This is a genomic window from Olivibacter sp. EAT-5 (assembly GCF_044784325.1).
GTDB classification, from domain to species: Bacteria; Bacteroidota; Bacteroidia; order Sphingobacteriales; family Sphingobacteriaceae; genus Olivibacter; species Olivibacter oleidegradans.
This window is the reverse complement of the sequence record NZ_CP173028.1, coordinates 5,243,590-5,266,356: the sequence shown is the minus strand read 5'-3', so window position 1 is coordinate 5,266,356 and position 22,767 is coordinate 5,243,590. Positions and strand designations below refer to the sequence as shown.

Genomic DNA, 22,767 nt, shown 5'->3' with positions numbered 1-22,767 from the left:
TTGATTCAATGTGAATTTCATTTAGTTGGGACGTAGTCAGGTAACTTCGGTTAGGATTTTGACAGTGTCCATTGTTTTCGGTATTGTTTGGGCGATATTCCCATTTGCGTGCTAAATAAACGGGAGAAATAGTAAGGGTCTTCAATACCGATGGCTAAGGCAATTTCAAAGATTCGTCGGTCGGAAAATTGCAAAAGTTGACAGGCATGCTGGATTTTTAAGTGATTAAAGTATTCAATAGGCGAATATCCCGTTTTTTTGTGGAAGAGATTTGAAAAATGGGATACGGATAGGTGCGCCTGATCAGCGATCTCTTTCAGACTTAATGTTTTATGAATACTAGTTTTGAGAAAGCGAATAGTGCGATCAACGATATCTTCTGCCTGTTCATCGGGGTGATAGTTGAAACGGTCGTTTAAAAGAAAGGCACTCAGGTAAAAAGGCATAGTGAGGGCTATAAACTCCATATTTTCCTTACTATAGCCTTGCTGCAGTGTGTTGTATATTTTGGAAAAAAGTGCTAAATGGGGTTCGCTTCGCATGATCTTATTTTTCTGGGAAAGCATTTTCTCGAAAAGATGGGCGACTATGAGGTCGGCTTGCTTCCCGCCAAAGTGAAGCCAGTAAATTGTCCATGGATAGGCTGGATCGGCACGATAGAGGTGTTGCGTTCCGGTAGGGATGATGAGGAAATGATTTGCCTCGATCGGCAGGTCGAAACCATCGATGGTAGCACTTCCCCTACCTTCGACGCAATGAATCAATATATGTTCATTTGTCCCTTCGGGACGGTTTCGGTAGTGGTATTTGGCCTTTGGGTAAAAGCCAATATCGGTAATGTAAAATTCCCTGGTAAGGAACGTGTCCCGGTATTGATTAACGACTTTCGGAGGAATGATGATGGCCTTTTCTCCTTCAAATCCTTCTTTCTTTCTAATCATAAATTGGTTTAAAATTCCTGCAAGATAGTAATATAATCCATTTTTAAAAACGCTTTCTCCATGCTTCGTGTACCGGTTGACCTTAACTTTGTCTCATTAACCGTTATATACTATGCAGACTGAAGTCAAGGTTTGGATCGAAAAAATCAACATACCAACTTATAAAATTGGCGAGGCCGAGAAAAATCCAATGTTCTTGGAAAAAAGGGTATACCAAGGAAGCAGTGGCGTTGTTTATCCTTATCCGGTGGTGGAAAAGATCTTTGACGAGAAAGAAGATGTGAGCTATGATGCTGTTTTTCTGGAAAACCAATACCTTAAAGTGATGATACTCCCGGCCCTAGGGGGTAGGGTGCAGATGGCTTATGATAAAGTGAAGGAAAGGCATTTCATCTATTACAACCACGTCATCAAGCCAGCTTTGGTAGGCCTGACAGGACCCTGGATTTCGGGTGGTATTGAATTCAACTGGCCCCAGCATCATCGCCCCAGTACCTTTTTGCCGGTAGAATATACGATTGAGCACGGAGAAAATGGCGAGCAAACGGTGTGGGTCAATGAAGTGGAAATGATGTTCAGAACAAAGGGCAGAGCCGGCTTTAGACTTTATCCGGGCAGGGCTTACCTGGAGATTGAGGCGCATTTAACGAACAGAACACTTTTTCCGCAGACTTTCTTATGGTGGGCAAACCCTGCCGTAAAAGTGAACGATCATTATCAATCGATATTTCCGCCGGATGTGCATGCCGTGTACGATCATGGGAAGCGGGATGTCTCTTCTTTTCCGATTGCGAAAGGGGTATATTATAAAATGGACTATGCTCCGGGAACGGATATTTCACGCTATAAAAACATACCGGTACCCACTTCCTTCATGGCGGTAAATTCAACCTATGATTTTATGGGCGGCTATGAACATGACACGCAAGCCGGTATGCTTCATGTGGCCAATCATCATGTAGTGCCGGGTAAAAAACAATGGACTTGGGGTAATGCCGACTTCGGAAAGGCCTGGGACCGGAATCTAACGGATACGGATGGTCCGTATATCGAATTAATGACAGGCGCTTTTACGGATAACCAGCCAGATTTTTCATGGCTACAGCCAAATGAAACCAAGTCTTTCGTGCAGTATTTTATGCCCTATAGTGAAATTGGTGTAGTGAAAAATGCAAATAAGGACATGGCCGTTCACTTCGACCTACAGGAGGGACAACTCACGCTAGGTGTTTATGCAAGCGGTGTTTGGGAAGAGGCTCGAATTGTTGTAACTGTAGGTGCTGATCCAATTTTGGAGCGTACGGTGACGCTTTCGCCAAGCCATAGCTATCAGGAAACCTTAACCAATTCGGATAGGTATCATGCTCTACACGACTACGAATTGCGTGTGTATGATCGGGAAGGAGCTTTATTGATTCGTTATGCCCCTGAACGTGCGGAAGAAAAGGAGATCCCGCCGCCGGCAATACCGGCACCCGATCCAAAAGATGTTCCCTCTACCGAAGAACTGTATTTGCACGGTCTGCACTTGGAACAATATCGACACGCCACTTACGATCCAAGGGCTTACTATCAGGAGGCTCTTCAACGCGATCCCAATGATATTCGGAATAACAATGCCATGGGGCTTTGGTTATTGAGAAGAGGCTTGTTTACGGAGGCCCAAGTACATTTTCTGGCAGCGAAAAGCCGACTTCTCTCAAGAAATACCAATCCTTACGATAGCGAAGTGCTTTATAACTTGGGCTTGCTCAAGAAGGTAAACGACGCATTGGATGAGGCCTATTCACTGTTTTACAAAGCGACCTGGAATGCTGCTTGGAAAGATACTGCGTATCTGATGCTCGCCCGTATAGACGTGGGTAGAAGCGAGTTTAGCAGCGCACTGGAACATATAGACCACTCCCTTGCCAATAATACCACAAGTGGACAAGCACAACATTTGCGCGTGGTCATTTTACGAAAGCTCGGGCGTGTAGAGGAGGCTTTTTCTTATGCGAACTTTAGCCTTGAGCTGGACGCTTTTAATTATGCGGTTTATTTTGAAAAATACTTGCTGCTAAAAGAGCGTAACCAAGAACAGGAAGCCGATAGCCTAATAAGCAATACAGTCGCTTTAATGAATGAGCGAAGCAGTACGTTCATTGAGTATGCGCTGGATTACGTGCAGGCGTATTGTTATGAGGAAGCGCTAGACTGGTTGGGGTGCTTGGCCGAAAGCCCGGACCCTTTGGTTCATTACCATAAAGGTTACATCGCCTCTTTACAGGCTCAACTCGATTTAGCACATTCGTTTTTCGAGAAGGCAAGCAGATGCAGTCCTGATTATTGTTTTCCAAATCGGATGGAAGATATGCTGGCACTGGAAAAAGCCTTAACCTTTAACCCAAACGATGCCAAGGCGTACTATTATCTGGGTAATTATTGGTATGATAAACGTGTGCACGAAAAGGCCATTCACTGTTGGGAAGAATCGGTTCGTATAGATGCCGGTTTTCCTACCGTAAAACGGAATTTGGCACTGGCCTTTTATAATAAAAAGAACGAGAGTGAAAAGGCTCTGCGTTTCTTGGAGGAGGCGTTTTTCCTGGATCGCACTGACGCCCGTATTTTGATGGAGCTGGATCAGCTATATCGCTTACAACAGGTAACGCCACATCAGCGCCTTTCGTTTTTAGCTCAATATGGGGATTTGGTAGAACAGCGAGACGATTTATACCTTGAACGTATCAGCTTGTTCAATTTATTGCAGCGACATGATGAAGCCTGGCAACAATTGGCATCTCGTAATTTCCACCCTTGGGAGGGGGGCGAGGGCAAGGTGCCCGGCCAGTACCTGGTGGCCGGACAAGAATTGGCCAAATTAGCGCTGCTTGAAAACCGGCTCGAGGAGGCCTTGGATTATTTACAGGCCATGCTTTGCTATCCGCCAAATTTGGGTGAAGGCAAACTCCCTAACGCCCCGGAAAATGACATCCATTACCTAACCGGATTGGCCTATAAAAGGTTGGAAGAAGAAACGAAAGCAAAAGCGTATTTTGAGCTGGCAACACGGGGGAATGACGAACCCGTACAAGCGATCTTTTATAATGATCCGCAACCCGACAAAATCTTTTACCAAGGATTGGCTTGGATACAATTAGGGGAAGAAGAAAAGGCGCGCATGGTATTTAATAGACTGGCGGATTTTAGCGCTTATCATCTACATGATGTCATTTCAATTGATTACATGGCTGTATCCTTACCGGATCTGTTGGTTTTTGAACAGGATTTGTCGGCCAAGAACCATGTTCATTGCCTTTATATGGCTGGATTGGCTCAATTAGGGCTGGGCAATACGGATGGGGCCGAACATTTTTTCAATCAAGTATTGGAACGTAACAATAGTCATTTGGGTGCCGTTCTGCATAAACGCATGATCGGTTTCCTGCAGCGTTTCGACGCGCTTTGTGTACCTAGGTAAAGAGTAACGAAATACATAGACGATAAAACAGTATATCGATGAATGATTCTGAATTGAACTTTAAGCATTCCTATATTTTGGGTATCTCCTTTATTTCGGCACTTGGAGGCTATCTGTTTGGTTTTGATTTCGCCGTGATTGCCGGTGCCTTACCTTTTTTGCGTGAGGCGTTTGGACTCAATGCATGGTGGGAAGGATTTCTCACCGGCTCGCTGGCCCTTGGTTGTATTGTGGGATGCCTGCTGGCTGGAAAGCTGGCGGATCGTTATGGCAGAAAGCCCGGCCTCCTGTTAGCTGCCCTCATCTTTGCCATATCTTCCCTGGGAATGGCCTATGCCCCCGACTTATCCATCTTTGTACTCATGCGCTTTGCTGCGGGGATAGGCGTGGGCATGGCCTCGATGTTAAGCCCTTTATATATTGCCGAAATTTCACCGGCCCATGTTCGCGGTCGCAATGTCGCTATCAATCAACTGACCATCGTCATAGGGATTTTGGTGACCAACCTGGTTAACTATACCCTTGCAGACAATGGCCCCGAGGCCTGGCGGTGGATGTTTGGCCTGGGGGCTGTACCTGCCGTTTTGTTCTTTATTGGTGTGCTTTGGTTGCCGGAGAGCCCACGATGGCTGTTAAAAGCAAGGCAGGACGAACGTGCGCGTAAGGTGTTGTCAGCTATCGGAAGTGAGGCTTTTGCTGCAGAAACTTTTTCAACAATTCAGGCATCCCTTAAGGGTGCAGCCAGGCAATCCTTTCGTGCCGTATTTGAAAAGGCAGTACGTCCTGCCGTCATTGTCGGCATTACGTTAGCTGCATTCCAGCAGTTATGTGGTATCAATGTGGTATTCAATTATACCTCCACGATTTTTGAATCCATAGGCGCTGATCTGGATAGACAGCTGTTCGAAACCGTTGCCATTGGTACGGTTAACTTAATTTTTACGGTTATTGCTATGTGGCAGGTGGATAAACTTGGGAGACGTCCTTTGATGTTAATCGGATCTCTAGGCCTTTCCGTCGTTTATCTCGTATTAGCGGGGGTATTGCAACTTGAAATGAACGCCACGGTGGTATCTATTTTTGTGTTAATGGCCATTGCTATGTATGCCACTTCGTTGGCGCCGGTTACTTGGGTCTTGATTGCCGAGATTTTTCCGAATAAGATCCGCGGTGTGGCTTCATCCATTGCCATTGTGTCGCTTTGGATCGCTTATTTCATTTTAGTTTTTACGTTTCCTATTCTCGCTGAAATCTTAGGTACCTATGGGCCTTTCTACCTCTATGCGGCTATCTGTTTTGCCGGCTTTTTGTTTGTGAAGCACCGGGTAAAGGAGACCAAGGGACAAACGCTCGAAGAACTAGAACAACAATTGATTCATCGTTAAAACAAACAATACGGGGAATCCGAAAAAATAAATAACGAAAGTGTAGAACGCGCATAGGCCTCGACGGCTAAAAAGTATGGAGGAATAAATCCTCCTACTTTTCAGTTAGAAAATCGAGCTCTGCAATCGCAAGGATTTTACCATTCCCTGCAATTACCTGCGATTCAATTTTGATGAAACGAGCACTGGCGGCCTGATTAAAGTAATGCGTTCTAGGCGTTGGGTCATTAATTAAGTTTCCGAAGGTAACGGTATCTAATGTGGTCCAGTTTTTTCCATCCCGGCTAACTTTAAGGACTCCCTTTTCGAACATACCTTCGGGATGCTGGTTTTGTGGTGTATACTTGAATCCTCGTAAGTTATAGGTTTTTCCTAAATCGATTGTTAAGCTTTGTGCTCCTTCCTGTTTTGCGGATTGCCAATAAGTTTTCGGATCGGCATCGATGGCTGCGGAGGCAACGTGTTTTTCGTTTTCACTGCTTGCTTCGACTATTTTCCAGCCTTGCTTTGCAATCCCGAGATTTTGGGATGCTACTGCTCCTTTTAGGTTATTTTTACCGATGGCGATGGCTTTGATTTCGCCAGGTTCAGCGGCAAAAGCACCTTGATAACGTATAGATTTTTCGGACGGTTCCGTACCATCTAAGGTGTAAAAAATAGCGTACCCGGTACTTAGATTTTTCGTGGCATCTTCACCGTGTGGCTTCCAACCAAAATCGTTTACACGTGGTATAATCGAAAGCATTCCGTTTTTGTCTTGACTAAATGTTAGCTGTGGAGGTCTGGCGGGATAGTAATAAGCCTCTACAGCGCTAATAGCAGGTGTAAGACGCCGCCCAAGTATCCGTAGTCTGAATTTGTCGGCCGTTACTTCGGGAAAACGCAAGATGCGTTTATAGCCTACGTTGGAAGCACGCACGATTTCTTTCCATTGGTTGTCTACCCAAGCGTCCAATGCGTGTTGCTCGATGCGCTCGCTATGCGTTGCCACTGCTTCTTGCAATAAGAGCCGGTTCATTGTGATCGGTTTGGGTGTTGACAGAATAATTTCACCTGCTTTGTCCGACAGCAGTAGATAAGTGGATGCATCATGATCGAGTAATTCCTTCGGACCGCTTGCTTGCCTGAATAGATCGTTTTGATAAGTTTCGCTTATTCGCTTGCCTACTTCTTTCAGCACGCTGACATCCGTTGGCGAAAACTTGCCTTGACGATTTGGGGGAATATTGAGCAAAAAGGTAGAATTTCCGCCAACGGCCCGTTCGTAGATGTCGAACACATCATCGGCACTTCGAACCTTCTGATACGTGTCATCTCGGTAAAACCATCCCTCGCGTAAGGAAGTATTGGTTTCCGCCTGCTGATAGTGTAGGAATCTTCCTTTGTAAAGCTCTTCCCGGCCACCGAGAGACTCGGCGGTTAAATCTCCGAAATTATTCATGAGGGCCGGATCCTCCGGGTAAGGAATGACATTCCATTCGGTGGTGCGGGTCTTACCTGCTTCATTGCCACACCAACGGATGTCTTCTTTGCCGAAAATAACGGCTTCGGGAGCCAAGGGCTTGATCAATTTTTTCCAGGCTTGGTAATTGTACTGTTGACCGCCTTTTGTTTTAGGGTGAGCGCCATCAAACCATACCTCGTGAATAGGACCATATTCGGTCAGTAACTCAAACAATTGATTCAGAAAGTATTCGTTATAGTCGTCCACCTCGAACTGAAAGGTCGTTTTATTTTTAAAGGGGCGACCGGCAACGGGGCGCGGAATAGTTCGTTTGGTGTATTTACTAAGATTGCCGTATAAACCTTGGGGATTTTCAATTTGATATAGATCAGCAGGGGAGAGGTAAACGCCTACTTTTAGTCCGTATTTGTTACACGATTGAACAAGGTCTTTTAAAACGTCACCTTTACCTTGTTGAAAGGGCGTAGACATGATGCCGTGTTTGGTGTAACGGCTTTGCCATAAAACAAAGCCATCGTGATGCTTAACGGTAAGAATGACCATCTTCATGCCAGCGGCTTTCATGGCCTCACACCATTGATCGGTATGCAATTCCTGTAAGTCAAATATTTTAGGGTCTTCCTTTCCGCTACCCCATTCCATACGGGTAAAGGTGTTGGGACCGAAGTGAATGAAAGCTATAAATTCGTTGCGTAAGGCACTGTATTGGTTCGGTGTAGGAACGACGTGGGCCGATTTTTTAATAATGTTTTCTTTTGAATCGTTTAGGCTTATCTCGATGGTGTTTGCTACGGGCATGAGGAGGGCTTTTTCCTGGGCCTGGATCTGTTGCAATGTGGCAAATAATAGGGATGCTGAAAAAATAGTTTTATTCATTTCAGATAGATATTGATAAAAAGATGATTAGGATGGTATTTTTGCTGTTTGTTTATGGATGTTTCTTGCTGTTATTCGGGGTATAACTTCATTTCCTACTGTGAGGTTGTTTTCCTTATAACCTAAGCTGGCAGGAGAATCTCCTTGCCAATGGCTTTTTTTACCTAGTATTTTAATGCTCGAGGTCATCGGATCTACCTCTAAAAACGTAAACAGGGACGTTTGATAAGGAAAGGTGTAGGCAATCCATGGATGGTCCTTATGGACCGCCTCAGCGTAGCTGTTATGTTTGTATTTTTTCCCTGCCCAAAAATAAGAAGCCGAATTGATATGAACATAGGTTATTCCACCCAGCGTAACTGCGGTGTCAATATGTGTATGCCCATTAATGGCTAATAGTATTTTGCTTGCAGCAGGCGATAAGATATCCTGTATTTCTTTTGCATTATCGATAGCGGCCGGACCGGCAAGGGGTTGATGAGAGATGATAACAACCGGATCTTCGGTTTTTTCCAATTCGCTTTTAAGCCAGTTGGCCTGTTCTGCACCTATGAAAGCGGGATAACCGCCTTTGTGTGTCGGCGAACCTTTATCGTTGCCATCAAGTACGATCAATTTGATGCCGTTGAGTGTTTTGGTATAATACCTTGCAGGCATTCCCCACACACGGATGCACGCTTCTTTGGTGTGCCCGTTATCGGTATCATGATTACCAATGACATGTAGCGCGTTGGCGTGTGCTTGATTAAAGCGATTGATAATATGCTGGTTTTTTTCCGATGGATAGGCGAAGTCGCCCAATTGCATGATAGCATCGGGCCGCTCTGCTTCCACAGACTTTAAGAAGACTTCCAGGCGATTTTGCCCATCATGCATAATATCTTGATGTAAATCGGCAATTAGACCAATTTTGAACTTTTTGTTGAACGTTCTCGGTAGTTTTCCGAAGGCAACAGGAATATGGAATGCGATAAAAGCACTACTGAGTTGCCTGATAAATTCACTGCGTTTCATCGTTATATGATTTATTATTTAATGAATGTGTTGAATACAAAAGGAGTACACCCTTTTGGTTATACAGTGAATGGATATTGGTTTGTAAATATACTGCAAAAAACACATAATGTGTTGAAATGTTAATATAATTGTAAAAGCGTTAAGAAAGTTTCAAAGGCCTTGTTCTTTCTTTTTTGTGCAATAACAATTTCCATTACAGTAAAATAATCCATTTTTTAAAAAGTATTCTCCATTGGAAATGCTTCGTTTAACTTTAATTTTGTGCTCTTAGCAAGTTATCTATTGGATGGCAACGCGCTAAAGAGTGATGCGTCACAATCTCGACGGACGTGTCGAAAACATACGAATAGCCATTTAAGATAAACAGCTTTGTTATTTTTTATATTTTTAATGATTAATAACTAGCCAAATAGAAGATTATTCCTCTATTATTTATTTAGCCAATTACAAGAAACCTGGAGAATATGAAGGTATTCCGTCGAAAAAAGTTGCTTATTTTACTTGCGGTAGCGGTAGTGCTTGTATTAATCGTGTTTGCTTTTCCGCATGAGGATCCGATTGATTTTAATACGCAGGTGAAGCCTATCATTAACAAAAAGTGCATATCCTGCCATGGAGGCGTAAAACAGCAAGGAGGTTTCAGTTTGCTTTTCGAGGAAGAAGCAATGGCTGCTACCAATAGCGGTAAACCGGCTATCATTCCCGGCAATCCCGACGGTAGCGAGTTTGTTAAGCGCTTATTGACAAAGGATGTGGAAGAACGTATGCCTTACAAACATGAGCCGCTAAGTGAAGAAGAGATAAGCGTTTTTAAGAAATGGATAAAACAGGGTGCGAAGTGGGGGGAGCATTGGGCCTACCTGCCCGTTACGGAAGTAGAAGTGCCTAGTAAGGGGGAGGATTGGGCACACAATCAAATTGACCGTTTTATTTACGAGAAGCTAGATGCTGCTGGCTTAAAACCGTCAAAGGAAGCCGATCGTGCTACCTTACTAAGAAGAGCAAGTTTAGATTTAATTGGCATGGCGCCCAAGTCGGCGCTTGCTGACGCCTATCTACGTGATCCGAATGCCGACAAAGCCTATGAGAAGTTAATAGAGGACTTATTGAAATCGCCTGCCTTTGGCGAAAAGTGGGCCTCCATGTGGCTCGATGTAGCACGATATGCCGACACAAAAGGGTATGAATCAGACGGAGCACGTAATATTTGGAAATACCGCGACTGGGTAATCCGAGCATTTAATGAAGACAAGCCCTATGATCGCTTTATTACCGAACAAATAGCCGGTGATTTTTATGTGAATCCAACGGACGAGCAGTATATCGCGACGGCTTTTCATCGGAATTCGATGACCAATGACGAGGGTGGTACCAGTAACGAGGAATACCGCGTGGCGGCGGTTATCGATCGCGTCAATACGACATGGGAGGGGCTATTAAGCACCACTTTTGCCTGTGTACAATGCCACAGTCACCCTTATGATCCCATTAAGCATGATGAGTATTATAAGTTTATGGCCTATTTTAATAATTCGCGGGATGAAGATGTGCCGAGCGAATATCCTTTATTAAAACAGTTCGCCCCAGATATGGAACTGAAGTTGAAGTCCTTGACAAAATGGCTTAAAGAAAATGTTTCTGAACAAAAGGCCGCTGAGATCTATAAGTTTCTAAAAACGGGACAACCAACAATCAATTCTACGACTACGGATAGTTTACGCAATGCGGTAATCGGCAATAATAACATTGCGCTTTACTTCCGTAATCATGGTGTTGCTCGGATTGCGGCAGTGGATTTGAACCGTGTTGACCAAATGATTTACCACTTTGCTTCCAAGGTGCCCAGCGGCCATATGCAGCTGCACCTGGACAGGCCGGATGGACCGGTTTTCGCTTCTTGGAAGGTGGAAGCTAAGGAGGGTTACCAGATCCAGGCAGTAGACTTCCCCATGCAACAAGGCGTACACGATGTATATATTACCTATCGGAATGCAAGTAAAGGTAAAGGCGATGAGGTGTTAGTATTTTTTGATTGGTTTTACTTTAGTGATCAATTTCCCGGAAAAGGCAAGGTTGGTTATGAAGAACAAAAACAGACCTTCTGGACCTTACTGCAAGCACCTGCCAGTACAACACCGATTATGGTAGAAAATCCGACCAATAGGCAACGTAAAACCTTTGTCTTTGAGCGTGGTGCCTGGATATCGCCGGGAAAGGAGGTAAATGCCGATGTCCCGGCGGCATTTAAGTATGCCATGCCGAAAGGTGCACCGAAAAATCGGATGGGACTGGCGATGTGGCTCACAGATAAGCGCAATCCACTGCTTTCTCGCACGATGGTGAACCGTGTTTGGGAGCAACTTTTCGGGACAGGTATCGTGGAAACCCTGGAAGACATGGGTACACAAGGCATGGACCCGACGCATCGCGAACTGCTCGATCATTTATCGTGGCGGTTTATGCATGACTATAAATGGAGTGTGAAGCGATTGGTGAAGGAGCTTATGATGAGTGCAACCTACCGACAAGACTCTAGAATCACTAAGGAGCTCCGGGAAAAGGATTTGTTTAATAAGCTGTACGCCAGAGGACCACGTATGCGACTCAGCGCCGAACAACTGCGCGACCAGTTTTTGTCGATCAGTGGCGTGCTCAGGACGGAAATGTATGGAAAAGGGGTAATGCCCTGGCAGCCTGAAGGTATATGGAATTCGCCATATAATAGCGCCAAATGGGAAAATGCAAAAGGGGACGATCGGTATCGTCGGGCGGTATATACCTACTGGAAGCGTTCGGCGCCTTATCCTTCCATGATAACATTTGATGGTGCACAACGTGTGGTGTGTAATCCACGGCGGATCCGCACTAATACGCCCCTACAAGCTTTGGTAACACTAAATGACTCAGTCTATATAGATCTCGCGCGCCATTTCGTTGATCGGATGCAACGGGAGGGGGGCGAGCAGGTTAACGATCAGATTGCAAAAGGTTATGAATGGATTATGTATAAGCCTATCCCGGCCGGAAAGCTGGGAATTTTATCCAAGTTGTATCAAACCGCTTTTGATGAATATAAAACACATCCGGATCGCATCGATTCTTTATTAGGGGAACAGGTTAAAAAGGATGCAAGCAGTGCAGCCTTATTGGTAGTCGCGAACACCCTATTTAACTTGGACGAAGTAATTACTAAAAACTAGGAATTTATGACACGGGACGAATTGAATTTACATCGGTTGCTAAAGGAGGCCAGCCACACGCAATTGCGGGCCTATACACGTCGACATTTTTTAAAGGAAAGTGCGATGGGGCTGGGAGCGTTAGCATTTGGCTCATTGCTGGGGAGCTGTAGTACGCAGGCTACGGGCGCTAAGCCGGTTGTCTTTGATCCGGCTCACCCATTGTTGCCGAAATCGCCGCCTTTTTTGGGGAAAGCTAAAAGCGTAATCTATCTACATATGGCCGGAGCACCATCGCAATTGGAGCTGTTTGATTATAAACCTGAACTGGAGAAGATGAACGGACAAGATTGTCCGGAGTCTTTGCTGAAAGGGAAAAAATTTGCATTTATCACGGGAGTTCCGAAGATGTTGGGGCCGCAGGCTAAATTTGCCCAACATGGCGAAAGTAGGGCTTGGGTGAGTGAAAATTTACCGCACTTTTCGAGCGTAGTGGATGAAGTGACTTTTTTAAAAGCGGTGACAACAGACCAGTTTAATCATGCGCCTGCGCAGTTGTTAATGCATACAGGGAGTGCCCGTTTGGGGAAACCCAGTATGGGAAGTTGGGTTACCTATGGCTTGGGAACCGAAAATCAGAATTTGCCGGGTTTTGTGGTGCTCACCAGTGGTGGCAGTTTTCCGGATGCGGGAAAGAGCATTTGGGGGAGCGGTTTTTTACCTTCGGTTTATCAGGGTGTTCAGTGCAGAAGTGAAGGTGATCCGGTGTTGTTTATCAAGGATCCGAATGGGATGGATCGGGATTTACGGAAGGCAACTATCGACGCGATCAATGCGTCCAATGAACAGGAATATGCTTACTACAATGACCCTGAAATTTTATCGCGGATCTCGCAATATGAAATGGCTTTTCGCATGCAAGTAACTGCGCCTGAAGTCATGAATATTGATAATGAACCGCAATATATTCACGATATGTATGGCACGCAACCCGGGAAAGCTTGTTTTGCCAATAACGTACTGCTGGCCCGCAAGTTGGTGGAGAAGGGGGTACGCTTTGTGCAGCTTTTCGATTGGGGCTGGGATGCACATGGCGACGGACCGCAAAACTCATTGAACATCGGCTTGAAAAACAAATGCAGAAGCACGGATAAGCCGATTACCGCCCTACTGTTGGATTTGAAACAAAGGGGACTATTGGAAGATACCCTGGTTGTTTGGGGTGGAGAATTTGGCAGAACCCCCATGCTGGAAAATCGAAACGGGGCCACGAATCCTTACAATGGACGCGACCATCATACGGAGGCATTTACCATTTGGATGGCGGGAGGTGGTATCAAAAAAGGATTTACCTATGGCGAAACGGATGAAATTGGTTATAGTGCCATTAGTGGTAAGGTAGAGCCCTTTGATATACAAGCTACCATTTTGCATCAACTGGGTTTTGACCACGAAAAATTTACGTACGACTTTCAGGGACGGCCATTTCGACTTACCGATGTTTTCGGAAAGGTTATCCATGATATTATTGCTTAGCTATTTAATGATACATAACGATGCCGCATAATCGACGACATTTTTTAAAAGCCGCAACGGCTGGTTTATTTTTGCCAATGGAAGAACTTTTTGCCGATTTATCCGTGCCGGTATTATCAAAAGCCGGTTATTCGCTGACTTTTATGGCTACCGACTGGGGTTTTCAAGGGGGTGTTGAGAACTTCTGTGCAGCAGCAAAAAAGGACGGCTATGATGGTATCGAGGTATGGTGGCCGAGTAGCGCAGAGGCACAAAAGCTGTTGTTTTCGGCACTTCAGAAGCACCGGCTGGAAGTGGGATTTCTATGTGCGGGTAGCGGGCCGGATATCAAAGAGCATTTGGCAACCTTTTGCAGGCAAATTGACGCGGCTTCCGGTAATGGATATCAACGTCCACTTTATATCAATTGCCATTCCGGGAAAGATTATTTTACCTATGAAGAAAATGCGGCTTTTATTGATTATACCGTTAAGAAATCGAAAGAAACGGGTATCCCGATTTACCATGAAACCCATCGTGGCAGAATGCTGTTTGCCGCACCTGTAGCTCGAAATTTTATAGAGAAGCACCCTGATTTACGTTTAACCTTAGATATTTCACATTGGTGTGTTGTTCATGAGAGTTTATTGGACGATCAGGCAGAAACCGTGCAACTGGCCCTCCAACGTGCTGATCATATTCATACGCGCATTGGCCATGCAGAAGGTCCACAGGTAAATGATCCGCGCGCACCTGAATGGAAAGGGGCTGTGGAGGCTCATCTTCGTTGGTGGGACCAAGTCGTTTCGCGTAAGAAACAAAAGGGTGAGCCGATGACCATGCTTACCGAATTTGGCCCCCCGGATTATTTGCCGACCTTGCCTTATACCCGACAGCCTTTAGCCGATCAATGGGCCATCAATGTTCATATGATGCAGCTACTACGCAAACGATACGAATAGACCATGCAGCTTCTTACCATTCAACAACTTATTGGCCATTTTCATCCGGTACTTGTCCACTTACCTATTGGCATATTAATCTTAGGTGTACTATTTCATTTATTGAGTGCCATAAAGTCTCATGCCTTTCTTCGTACAGCCGTTCCGTTAATTTATTTGCTGGGAGCGATTGGAGCGATTGTATCCTGTATTAGCGGCTATTTATTATCCCAAACGAGTGATTATGATGCAAAATTGGTTGGCTTACACCAATGGTTCGGAATTGCTGTAGCAATTGTTGCGATGCTATTGTATGGGTTGATGAAATATCCTGTTAAAGAGCCCTTGCTTCGCCTGCTGAGTGTTACGTTATTAATAGGTATTACCATAACGGGACATTATGGAGGATCACTTACCCATGGTTCTGACTACCTGGTTGCGGCGCTAAAGGGTGAACCAACTAGCAAGGAAGCCATCCCGCCCGTTCCCAATATTCAACAGGCAAAGGTATATCCGCAGCTTGTTGAACCATTGCTTAAGAATCGCTGCTACAGCTGCCATGGCGCAGAGAAGCAGAAAGGTAAGCTCCGGGTGGATACGAAGGAATTTATGGTAAAAGGAGGGGAAGCCGGTTCTTCTCTTATAGAAGGAAAGGCGGATGAAAGCGAACTTATTAAACGTCTATTACTACCATTGGATAATGAAGATCATATGCCGCCAAAAGAAAAGGCGCAGCTAACGCAAGAAGAAATTGCATTATTAAAATGGTGGGTTAACCAAGGCGCCGATATCCACAAAACGATCGCGGAATTGAAACCTAAGCCTGAAATGAGCGCCATACTTGCGGTCTTTCAATCGGGCAGTGCAAAAAATAAAGAGGTGCAGAGCGATCTGCTAGCCAAAGAGGTAGATGCGGCTGATGCGGGCACACTCGAAAAACTGAAAGATGCGGGTGTGGTGGTATTGCCCATCCACCAAAACAGTAATTACTTATCCGTAAATTTTGTTACGACCGATGTGACGCCCGCTTTACTGGAAGAAGTAAAAAAGCTAGCTAAACAGTTAGTTTACTTGGAAGTAGCTTATACATCACTGAATGATGAGAATATGAAAGTATTAGCATCACTTGAAAATCTTTTACAGCTTAATTTGAGAGGCACGGCGATTACAGATAAAGGATTAATCAATCTGAAAGATTTAACGCAGCTGAATTTGCTTAATTTGGTGGAAACAAAAATAAGTGCCACAGGCTTGACCTCCTTAAAGGGACTTAAAAACCTAAAAAGCATCTATTTGTATAAAACGTCAGTAGACCGAAACGGATTGGCAGCTTTAAAGAAGCAATTCCCCCAGGCATCGCTTGACACCGGCGGCTATTATGTGCCTACATTAGCAAGTGATACAATGATGGTGAGTATGCCTGCCCGTTAATTTTAAAAATCTGTTAATCTTGGCGTAACCTGCTTCCAGCTCCATCCTGTTTAGGTTGAAACGGAAAATCTGAAAGTGCGAGATAGGGTAGATTTATAAGCAGAACTAATTAAAAATATAGCCTGTTATTTCAGGCTATATTTATAACTTCTACCATGTTTGGTAGCTTGAATGAAATCATTCTTTAATAAATAGGAGAGACGCACGGCAACTGCTTTTTCGACCTTATAAGGATCTGCTTCCGGTTGTGCTTGATTTAAGACTTCCAGAATATCATCCTTATAACCTGATCCGATTTTTGTAAGTGCATAACTGATCTTTTGATCGAGCTTGCTATTTACGTTGAAATTTTCCTGAGGAGCCAGGGCTTTACCTGCTGTCTTTCTCTTTTTTGTTGCGTCGTCTGTATCAGGTGAATCGCTTTTGATTCGATCATTACCTAAATTAACCGACTTAGATTGAGCAATTGCATTGATTGTGACTTCAATACTTTTAAGTTCCTCTTTAAGCTGTTGTTGTCGCAGCTTTAGAAATTCAACTACTTGTTTCTCTGTTATACTTTCAGCTTTCATTACTATGTCTTATGATTTATAACAAAAATATAACTAAATTTTAACATTTTAAAATATTATAAAAGTTTAGCTGTCACGATTATAGCTTCACTTATGTTTATTAATGGTGACATAAATGAAGACATCGTGATATTTTATATTATAAATTGAATATAGCGATGAAATTGTCTTTACTTGTATGTTAATAAATGGAATTAATTTGGGAGAGCCGCTCTCCTTGTAGCTAAACCGAAGTCGTTCGAATGAAACGCATCATTCAGTTCGATTGACATGATGGCCAACTCCAATAGATAAAGTTCGTTTTTAATGTTTTCTCTTCTTTTAATAAGAGACTCCAGTTCTTGGTGGTTTTGAGTGTTAGGCATGACTGTGTTGTTTTAATAGAACAAACGTAAGAAACGCTTTCTTATATGAAAAAAAATTACACATACAGCGCTATACACATGACGAACACGCCTGTGGCTTACATGAATGAAAAAAAACAGGTCTTGCTAACTAATTTAGCGGAAGCGCATAGCCGATGCTTAATGTGAATATTCTATTCTTGCCTTCGGGGCCGACAATAGTGGAGGTTAAATTGCCTTCATTGTCTACGCGTTGTATCTCCCTGGATTTGTAAAGCGTTTTGAAACCCCAAGAAAAACGGGCATCGAGCACTAAAAAGCCATCGTTGAATGGAAATTCAATTCCGCCACCAATGAGCGCACTCCAATCGGTACGGTTAAAGCGATTGTCGAAATCAGCGGATCTATTGTAGCTTTGAATTCGAGGTTCATCACTTTCCAGTTTTTCTCTACCACCTAAAGCATAGGAAAAGGAAGGTCCGGCGTTAAAGTAATAGCGTGTGCCAATTCCAAAGTCGAAGCGGGCAAGTAGCGGTATTTCCAGGTAATGCAATGTACTCTTTTGTTGGATGGTCAAGGCTTCATTCATGGTACCGGAAGAAATATGATCGGTTCGGTTATTGCGTATGCTATAATTTATTTCGGGTTGCAGGATAAAAGTTCGTAATTCATCCAATGCGATATTGAGACCGACGCCTGCAGAAACACCCGGCGAGAAGCGTTGGTTACTCAGGTTCGAAGAGGTTTCGCCGAAGTCATACGTGTTAGCGTTTAGGCCAACTTGTGGAATAATATAGATTTCTTGAGCGAGGCATCGGATATTAATCAGTAAAATCGAAAGTAAAACTATTTTTTTGATCATTGATTTATAGATTTGCAAATATTTAGGTAACAATAATAGTGTTTCTTTTGTTTTGTTTACCCGATGAATAGACATTGTTTCGTAATTTTATATTATGTATTTTAAGCTAGCTATGCTATTGAGATTTTCGAAGTGCTTTAACGTTTTTCTTTTCCTCTTAAATCTGATTTTTTTATTTTCTTGTTCTTCTCCCGCTGCGAACAAGCAAGCCTCAACCGATGAGGAAGAATTGGAGCCGGGCAGACCGTCTTTTACACCGATTGCGGGAACGGATTTTTTTGAGGTTCGGAGAGCTTTTGACAATGGCTTGGCTTTTGACACCTTGGGTTTTGAACAGGAGCCGGTATGGCATCTGAATTTCATCAGCAATGACTCTGTCAAAATTTTTAGTCCGGATAGCAATGCCATGCTGCATTACTCAATTTATTTTGATCAGGATTCTATCTTCCACTTTGGAAGGGAATGGTTTCGAGTACGTAGTTTAGCAAAGGATAGCTTGCTATTGCAACGCCTGACGGTGGTAAGCAAGCATGTGAAGGAAGCGCGATCCAATGTATATATGAAGCTTTACTCGGCACGCTTTATCCGCGATAGTTTAAAAACAACAGTAGAAGAATTAAGAAAGCCACGACCGAATGATACGGCTTTTATTCAATGGCGGTCCAATATTGCAAATGCAAACCCCACGGTCATTGATAGCGCTTTTGCTGCACGTAATCCGGTGCAACTGATACCAAAGAATCCGAATATAACTGTTAAAAGACGTATATTCAGTGAAACAGAACGGTTAAACCAGAGTGCTGCCTATGCATATTTGTATCCTGAATATGATATTGTAATCAATAAGGCATATAAGGATTTTTACTATCCGTTCTCGGTACTCGTAGATGGGAGAGGGGATGTCCATCTTGGAAAGTTTGTGACCAGTGATGAGTTTGTGGAATCCAGGAAAAAAGTTTTGGAAGGAATTATCAACGTCTATTTGAAAAACCTATTAACAATTAAACCGGGCACGACCTTGGGGATACCGCATACCAGCTTAATTATGCTAAGGGTGAGGGGGATAGAATAATGGAATAAAAATCCGGTTCACGGATAAAATCAACATGAACCGTAGGCAAAATCCTATTTTAAATTAAGGCGACGAATTAAAACGTAATTAAATCCACAAAACTGGAGACAGGTATATCAACTAATTTTTCCAGATTGAGTGATTCTTCAAGAATTTTATCTTGCTGCTTCTTCGCAAAGATTCGCGCTAAGTTTGTTTTATACTTTGCAATTAACAGGGGGATTCCCTCTTCTCGTCGCCGTTTATGTCCAATTGGATATTCAACAACTTCCTCGCCAAATACCATGCCGTCTTTACAGGTAATTGTCAAGGCATTGGCGATCGAACGTTTATTCGGGTCGTGGTAGTCTTTTGTAAATTGAGGATCCTCTAGTGTGCTCATTTTCTCACGGAGCGCGTCTATCCTTGGATCGAATGCGATGTCATCTTCATAGTCTGCTGCCGTCAATCTTCCAAATAAAAGCGGAATGGCAATCATATATTGTAAGCAATGATCACGGTCGGCCGGATTGTGTAAAGGGCCCGATTTATCAATAATACGAATCGCCGCTTCATGCGTGCGGATTTGGACCTTTTCAATATCGTCAGCTGTTTTTCCAGCCGCTTGTAGCTTCCGAAAAAGTGTCATGGCTGCTTCCACTGCCGTCTGTGCGTGAAATTCTGCAGGGTAAGAAATCTTAAATAAGACATTTTCCATTACATAACTTCCATATGCTCGCTGAAACTTAAAGGCTTGTCCCTTAAACAAAACATCGTAGAAACCCCAGGTTTTGGCAGTCAACGCCGAGGGATAGCCCATCTCGCCCGTGCGGGCGATCAATGCCAAACGGACTGCGCGTGAGGTAGCATCACCGGCTGCCCATGATTTTCGACTCCCGGTGTTAGGTGCATGTCGATAGGTACGCAAGGATTGGCCGTCTACAAAAACCAGTGAAATGGCGTTTGTAAGTTCTTCACGACTTAAACCTAATAGATGGCCGACAACAGCAGTAGACGCAAATTTTACTAAGACCACGTGATCTAGTCCTACTTTGTTAAAGGAGTTCTCCAAGGCGATAATGCCCTGTATTTCATGGGCCTTAATCATGGCATGCAATACATCTTTGATGGTAAAAGGCGATTTGCCCGTCGCAATGGACTCCCGGCTTAACCAGTCGGCGACCGCTAAGATAGCACCCAGGTTGTCAGAGGGATGGCCCCATTCAGCTGCCAGCCAAGTATCATTGAAATCGAGCCACCTAATAATCGTTCCGATATTAAAAGCTGCTTGCACGGGATCTAGTTGATAAGGGGTACCAGGTACCTTTGCCCCATTCGGAACGATGGTGCCTTTTACAATAGGGCCCAAAAGTTTAGTACAGGCCGGATAAGTGAGGGCTTCAAAGCCACATCCAAGCGTGTCTAGAAAACAATGATAGGCTGTTTGAACAGCAAGATCACTCGTGATTTTATAATCAAAGACATAGTTAACCATGTCAGTAATGACTTGATCTACAGGTGGACGTATGTTAGAATGGTGCATTTTTTAAAGTAAAAAGTAAAAAGTAAAAAGTAAAAAGTAAATTTTACTAACAACTAACAACTAACAACTAACCTTACCGTTTATCAAGTGGCACAAAGGCTCTGTTTTCCGGTCCGATATAATTGGCGCTGGGGCGGATGATTTTACCGTCCAACCGTTGTTCAATAATGTGGGCGCTCCAACCACTCACTCTTGAAATAACAAATAAGGGCGTGAAAAACAAAGTAGGGACGCCCATAATATGATAAGAGACGGCAGAGAACCAATCGAGGTTGGGAAACATTTTTTTCTTTTCCCACATCAGGGTTTCGATTCGCTCCGCTATCTTATACAGTTTGAGATCGCCAACTTCTTCCGATAGCGATTTGGCTACTTTCTTAATAACAATATTGCGTGGATCGGCAATGGTGTACACGGGATGACCGAAGCCGATGATCACTTCTTTTTGTTCCAGTCGAGCTTCAATATCTCTTGCCGCTTCTTCTTCATTGGGATACCTACTTTGTATGTCATACGCCACTTCATTGGCACCTCCGTGTTTTTGACCACGTAAAGCACCGATGCTTCCCGTAATGGCCGAATAAATATCCGAACCGGTACCCGTGATAACCCGGCCGGTGAAGGTTGAAGCATTAAACTCGTGCTCGGCGTAGAGATTTAAAGAAATCTGCATTGCCTTAATCCATGATTCGCTCGGTTCTTTTCCGTGTAAGAGATGTAAAAAGTGTGCGCCAATACTGTCGTCATTCGTTTCCACCTCGATGCGTTTGCTGTTGTGCGAATAGTGGTACCAATACAGCAACGCAGAAGGGTAGGAGGCCATTAGTTTGTCGGCGATATCTCGAGCACCCGAGATGTTATGATCGTCTTTTTCGGGCGATATGGTGCCTAAAAGAGAAGTGTACGTACGGAGGATATCCATCGGGTGTGCCGCAGCGGGAATCTGTTCCAATACATTTTTTGCAATAATGGGCAAACCACGCAAGGCTTTTAATTTCGCCTTGTAGATATTAAGTTCTGCGGCATTTGGCAATTTTTCATGGATGAGCAGATGAGCGACCTCTTCAAAAGAAGCACCCTCTGCGAGATCTAAAATGTCGTATCCCCGATAGTGGAGATCATTACCGCTTCGTCCGACGGTGGATAAGGCTGTATTTCCCGCTAGGACGCCTGATAAGGCAACTGACTTTTTTGGTTTAAATGGTTGGTTCTCTTCTGTTGTCATAATTATGGGTTTTTCATGTTTATAGGTGACGATAATGCTGTCTCAGCCAAAATTACAGCTCTTCATGTCTTTTTGAATAGCTTATCAAGTTTCGTCTCGAAATCATAATATCCAATACTTTGATAAAGTTCCTCCCGTGTTTGCATATCTGCTATGACCGCTTGCTGCGAACCATCCTGCAGCAAATGTGTATACACTTTTAAGGCCGCTTTATTGGCCGCCCGAAAAGCGGATAAGGGGTAAAGAATAAGACGAACATCGGCGGCATGCAATTCAGCAACTGTCCATAAGGGTGTCATACCAAATTCGGTTATATTGGCTAATATAGGCAAACCGCTCGCTTTGGCGAATTCTGCGTATAGCCGGATTTCGTGTACAGCCTCTGCAAAAATAAAGTCGGCCCCGGCCTCTTGATACTTATTTACTCGATCTAGTGTTTTTTCAATTCCTTCTGTCGCAAGCGCATCCGTGCGCGCACCGATCAGGAAGTTGGGGTCAGTCCGCGCATCTACGGCCGCTTTTATCCGATCGACCATTTCGTCCGTACTCACGACTTCCTTACCTGGGCGATGGCCGCAGCGTTTGGCTCCTACCTGATCTTCGATATGAAGGGCCGCCGCGCCGGCCTTAATCAAGGACTTTACCGTACGGGCAACATTAAAGGCCGAAGGTCCAAAACCCGTATCCACATCCACCAACAAGGGCGTGTCGGTAACATTGGTAATCCGATTGACATCAATTAAGATATCTTCGAGGTTGGTGATTCCTAAGTCAGGAATGCCTAAAGAACCTGCAGCTACACCACCTCCTGATAAATACAATGCCTGAAAACCAGCTTGTGTAGCCAATAAAGCATGATTGGCGTTAATGGCGCCGGCAATCTGTAAAGGTCTATTCTTTTCCATCGCTTCTTTAAAGCGTAATCCCGCAGAAGAATTGTTCATAATAGGGTGTTTA

The 22,767-nt window shown here is 44.0% G+C and carries 16 protein-coding genes; 7 read left to right on the top strand and 9 right to left on the bottom strand.

All coding sequences use genetic code 11. The features are described 5' to 3' along the window. Positions 1 to 50: 50 nt before the first annotated feature. Positions 51 to 941, bottom strand: coding sequence for an AraC family transcriptional regulator (locus ACH11B_RS22000; protein WP_130855534.1), 891 nt, complete (start codon positions 939 to 941; stop codon positions 51 to 53). Positions 942 to 1,053: 112 nt separating this feature from the next. Between ACH11B_RS22000 and ACH11B_RS21995 the strand changes: the two genes are divergently transcribed. Together ACH11B_RS21995 and ACH11B_RS21990 are read left to right on the top strand one after the other, a co-directional pair. Beyond that, entirely contained in the window at positions 1,054 to 4,404 is a 3,351-nt protein-coding gene (locus tag ACH11B_RS21995; RefSeq protein WP_377608577.1) for a DUF5107 domain-containing protein, read from the top strand. Between the two features lie 38 nt (positions 4,405 to 4,442). Beyond that, a complete protein-coding gene (locus ACH11B_RS21990) occupies positions 4,443 to 5,789 on the top strand; it encodes a sugar porter family MFS transporter (RefSeq protein ID WP_377608579.1) in 1,347 nt (448 codons plus the stop codon). Between the two features lie 94 nt (positions 5,790 to 5,883). Here ACH11B_RS21990 and ACH11B_RS21985 read toward each other — a convergent pair whose 3' ends face one another. After that, positions 5,884 to 8,130: an alpha-L-fucosidase gene (locus tag ACH11B_RS21985; protein ID WP_377608581.1), complete on the bottom strand. Its 2,247-nt coding sequence runs from the start codon at positions 8,128 to 8,130 to the stop codon at positions 5,884 to 5,886. Between the two features lie 27 nt (positions 8,131 to 8,157). Beyond that, a complete protein-coding gene (locus tag ACH11B_RS21980; protein ID WP_377608583.1) occupies positions 8,158 to 9,144 on the bottom strand; it encodes a metallophosphoesterase family protein in 987 nt (328 codons plus the stop codon). Between the two features lie 467 nt (positions 9,145 to 9,611). Between ACH11B_RS21980 and ACH11B_RS21975 the strand changes: the two genes are divergently transcribed. The 4 genes from ACH11B_RS21975 to ACH11B_RS21960 are packed head-to-tail and all read left to right on the top strand — an operon-like array spanning position 9,612 to position 16,213. After that, a complete protein-coding gene (locus ACH11B_RS21975; RefSeq protein ID WP_377608585.1) occupies positions 9,612 to 12,347 on the top strand; it encodes a DUF1553 domain-containing protein in 2,736 nt (911 codons plus the stop codon). A 6-nt stretch (positions 12,348 to 12,353) separates the two neighbouring features. Next, positions 12,354 to 13,862, top strand: a complete 1,509-nt coding sequence (locus ACH11B_RS21970) for a DUF1501 domain-containing protein (protein WP_130855538.1) — start codon at positions 12,354 to 12,356, stop codon at positions 13,860 to 13,862. A 20-nt stretch (positions 13,863 to 13,882) separates the two neighbouring features. Further along, positions 13,883 to 14,803 carry a sugar phosphate isomerase/epimerase family protein gene (locus ACH11B_RS21965; RefSeq protein ID WP_377608587.1) on the top strand — a complete coding sequence of 307 codons (921 nt, stop codon included), beginning with the start codon at positions 13,883 to 13,885 and terminating at the stop codon, positions 14,801 to 14,803. Positions 14,804 to 14,806: 3 nt separating this feature from the next. Next, entirely contained in the window at positions 14,807 to 16,213 is a 1,407-nt protein-coding gene (locus tag ACH11B_RS21960) for a c-type cytochrome domain-containing protein (RefSeq protein WP_377608589.1), read from the top strand. A gap of 125 nt (positions 16,214 to 16,338) precedes the next feature. Here ACH11B_RS21960 and ACH11B_RS21955 read toward each other — a convergent pair whose 3' ends face one another. The 3 genes from ACH11B_RS21955 to ACH11B_RS21945 all read right to left on the bottom strand — a co-directional run bounded on the left by ACH11B_RS21955 (position 16,339) and on the right by ACH11B_RS21945 (position 17,991). Continuing rightward, positions 16,339 to 16,785 (bottom strand): hypothetical protein, encoded by a 447-nt coding sequence (locus ACH11B_RS21955; RefSeq protein ID WP_041387638.1) that lies wholly within the window; start codon positions 16,783 to 16,785, stop codon positions 16,339 to 16,341. A gap of 194 nt (positions 16,786 to 16,979) precedes the next feature. Continuing rightward, positions 16,980 to 17,150 (bottom strand): hypothetical protein, encoded by a 171-nt coding sequence (locus tag ACH11B_RS21950; RefSeq protein ID WP_013667395.1) that lies wholly within the window; start codon positions 17,148 to 17,150, stop codon positions 16,980 to 16,982. Positions 17,151 to 17,280: 130 nt separating this feature from the next. Next, positions 17,281 to 17,991 carry a porin family protein gene (locus tag ACH11B_RS21945; protein ID WP_377608591.1) on the bottom strand — a complete coding sequence of 237 codons (711 nt, stop codon included), beginning with the start codon at positions 17,989 to 17,991 and terminating at the stop codon, positions 17,281 to 17,283. Positions 17,992 to 18,085: 94 nt separating this feature from the next. Between ACH11B_RS21945 and ACH11B_RS21940 the strand changes: the two genes are divergently transcribed. Further along, positions 18,086 to 19,063, top strand: coding sequence for a hypothetical protein (locus ACH11B_RS21940; protein ID WP_130855542.1), 978 nt, complete (start codon positions 18,086 to 18,088; stop codon positions 19,061 to 19,063). Positions 19,064 to 19,139: 76 nt separating this feature from the next. Here ACH11B_RS21940 and ACH11B_RS21935 read toward each other — a convergent pair whose 3' ends face one another. The 3 genes from ACH11B_RS21935 to prpB all read right to left on the bottom strand — a co-directional run bounded on the left by ACH11B_RS21935 (position 19,140) and on the right by prpB (position 22,754). After that, positions 19,140 to 20,585, bottom strand: a complete 1,446-nt coding sequence (locus ACH11B_RS21935; protein WP_377608595.1) for a bifunctional 2-methylcitrate dehydratase/aconitate hydratase — start codon at positions 20,583 to 20,585, stop codon at positions 19,140 to 19,142. Between the two features lie 73 nt (positions 20,586 to 20,658). After that, positions 20,659 to 21,810: a 2-methylcitrate synthase gene (gene prpC / locus ACH11B_RS21930; protein ID WP_130855544.1), complete on the bottom strand. Its 1,152-nt coding sequence runs from the start codon at positions 21,808 to 21,810 to the stop codon at positions 20,659 to 20,661. Positions 21,811 to 21,872: 62 nt separating this feature from the next. Next, positions 21,873 to 22,754: a methylisocitrate lyase gene (gene prpB, locus ACH11B_RS21925; protein WP_377608597.1), complete on the bottom strand. Its 882-nt coding sequence runs from the start codon at positions 22,752 to 22,754 to the stop codon at positions 21,873 to 21,875. Positions 22,755 to 22,767: the final 13 nt, after the last annotated feature.

Coding starts and splice junctions, on each gene's coding strand:
- ACH11B_RS22000 (WP_130855534.1), bottom strand. CDS start 941: ATGATTAGAAAGAAAGAAGGATTTGAAGGAGAAAAGGCCATCATCATT.
- ACH11B_RS21995 (WP_377608577.1), top strand. CDS start 1,054: ATGCAGACTGAAGTCAAGGTTTGGATCGAAAAAATCAACATACCAACT.
- ACH11B_RS21990 (WP_377608579.1), top strand. CDS start 4,443: ATGAATGATTCTGAATTGAACTTTAAGCATTCCTATATTTTGGGTATC.
- ACH11B_RS21985 (WP_377608581.1), bottom strand. CDS start 8,130: ATGAATAAAACTATTTTTTCAGCATCCCTATTATTTGCCACATTGCAA.
- ACH11B_RS21980 (WP_377608583.1), bottom strand. CDS start 9,144: ATGAAACGCAGTGAATTTATCAGGCAACTCAGTAGTGCTTTTATCGCA.
- ACH11B_RS21975 (WP_377608585.1), top strand. CDS start 9,612: ATGAAGGTATTCCGTCGAAAAAAGTTGCTTATTTTACTTGCGGTAGCG.
- ACH11B_RS21970 (WP_130855538.1), top strand. CDS start 12,354: ATGACACGGGACGAATTGAATTTACATCGGTTGCTAAAGGAGGCCAGC.
- ACH11B_RS21965 (WP_377608587.1), top strand. CDS start 13,883: ATGCCGCATAATCGACGACATTTTTTAAAAGCCGCAACGGCTGGTTTA.
- ACH11B_RS21960 (WP_377608589.1), top strand. CDS start 14,807: ATGCAGCTTCTTACCATTCAACAACTTATTGGCCATTTTCATCCGGTA.
- ACH11B_RS21955 (WP_041387638.1), bottom strand. CDS start 16,785: ATGAAAGCTGAAAGTATAACAGAGAAACAAGTAGTTGAATTTCTAAAG.
- ACH11B_RS21950 (WP_013667395.1), bottom strand. CDS start 17,150: ATGCCTAACACTCAAAACCACCAAGAACTGGAGTCTCTTATTAAAAGA.
- ACH11B_RS21945 (WP_377608591.1), bottom strand. CDS start 17,991: ATGATCAAAAAAATAGTTTTACTTTCGATTTTACTGATTAATATCCGA.
- ACH11B_RS21940 (WP_130855542.1), top strand. CDS start 18,086: ATGTATTTTAAGCTAGCTATGCTATTGAGATTTTCGAAGTGCTTTAAC.
- ACH11B_RS21935 (WP_377608595.1), bottom strand. CDS start 20,585: ATGCACCATTCTAACATACGTCCACCTGTAGATCAAGTCATTACTGAC.
- prpC (WP_130855544.1), bottom strand. CDS start 21,810: ATGACAACAGAAGAGAACCAACCATTTAAACCAAAAAAGTCAGTTGCC.
- prpB (WP_377608597.1), bottom strand. CDS start 22,754: ATGAACAATTCTTCTGCGGGATTACGCTTTAAAGAAGCGATGGAAAAG.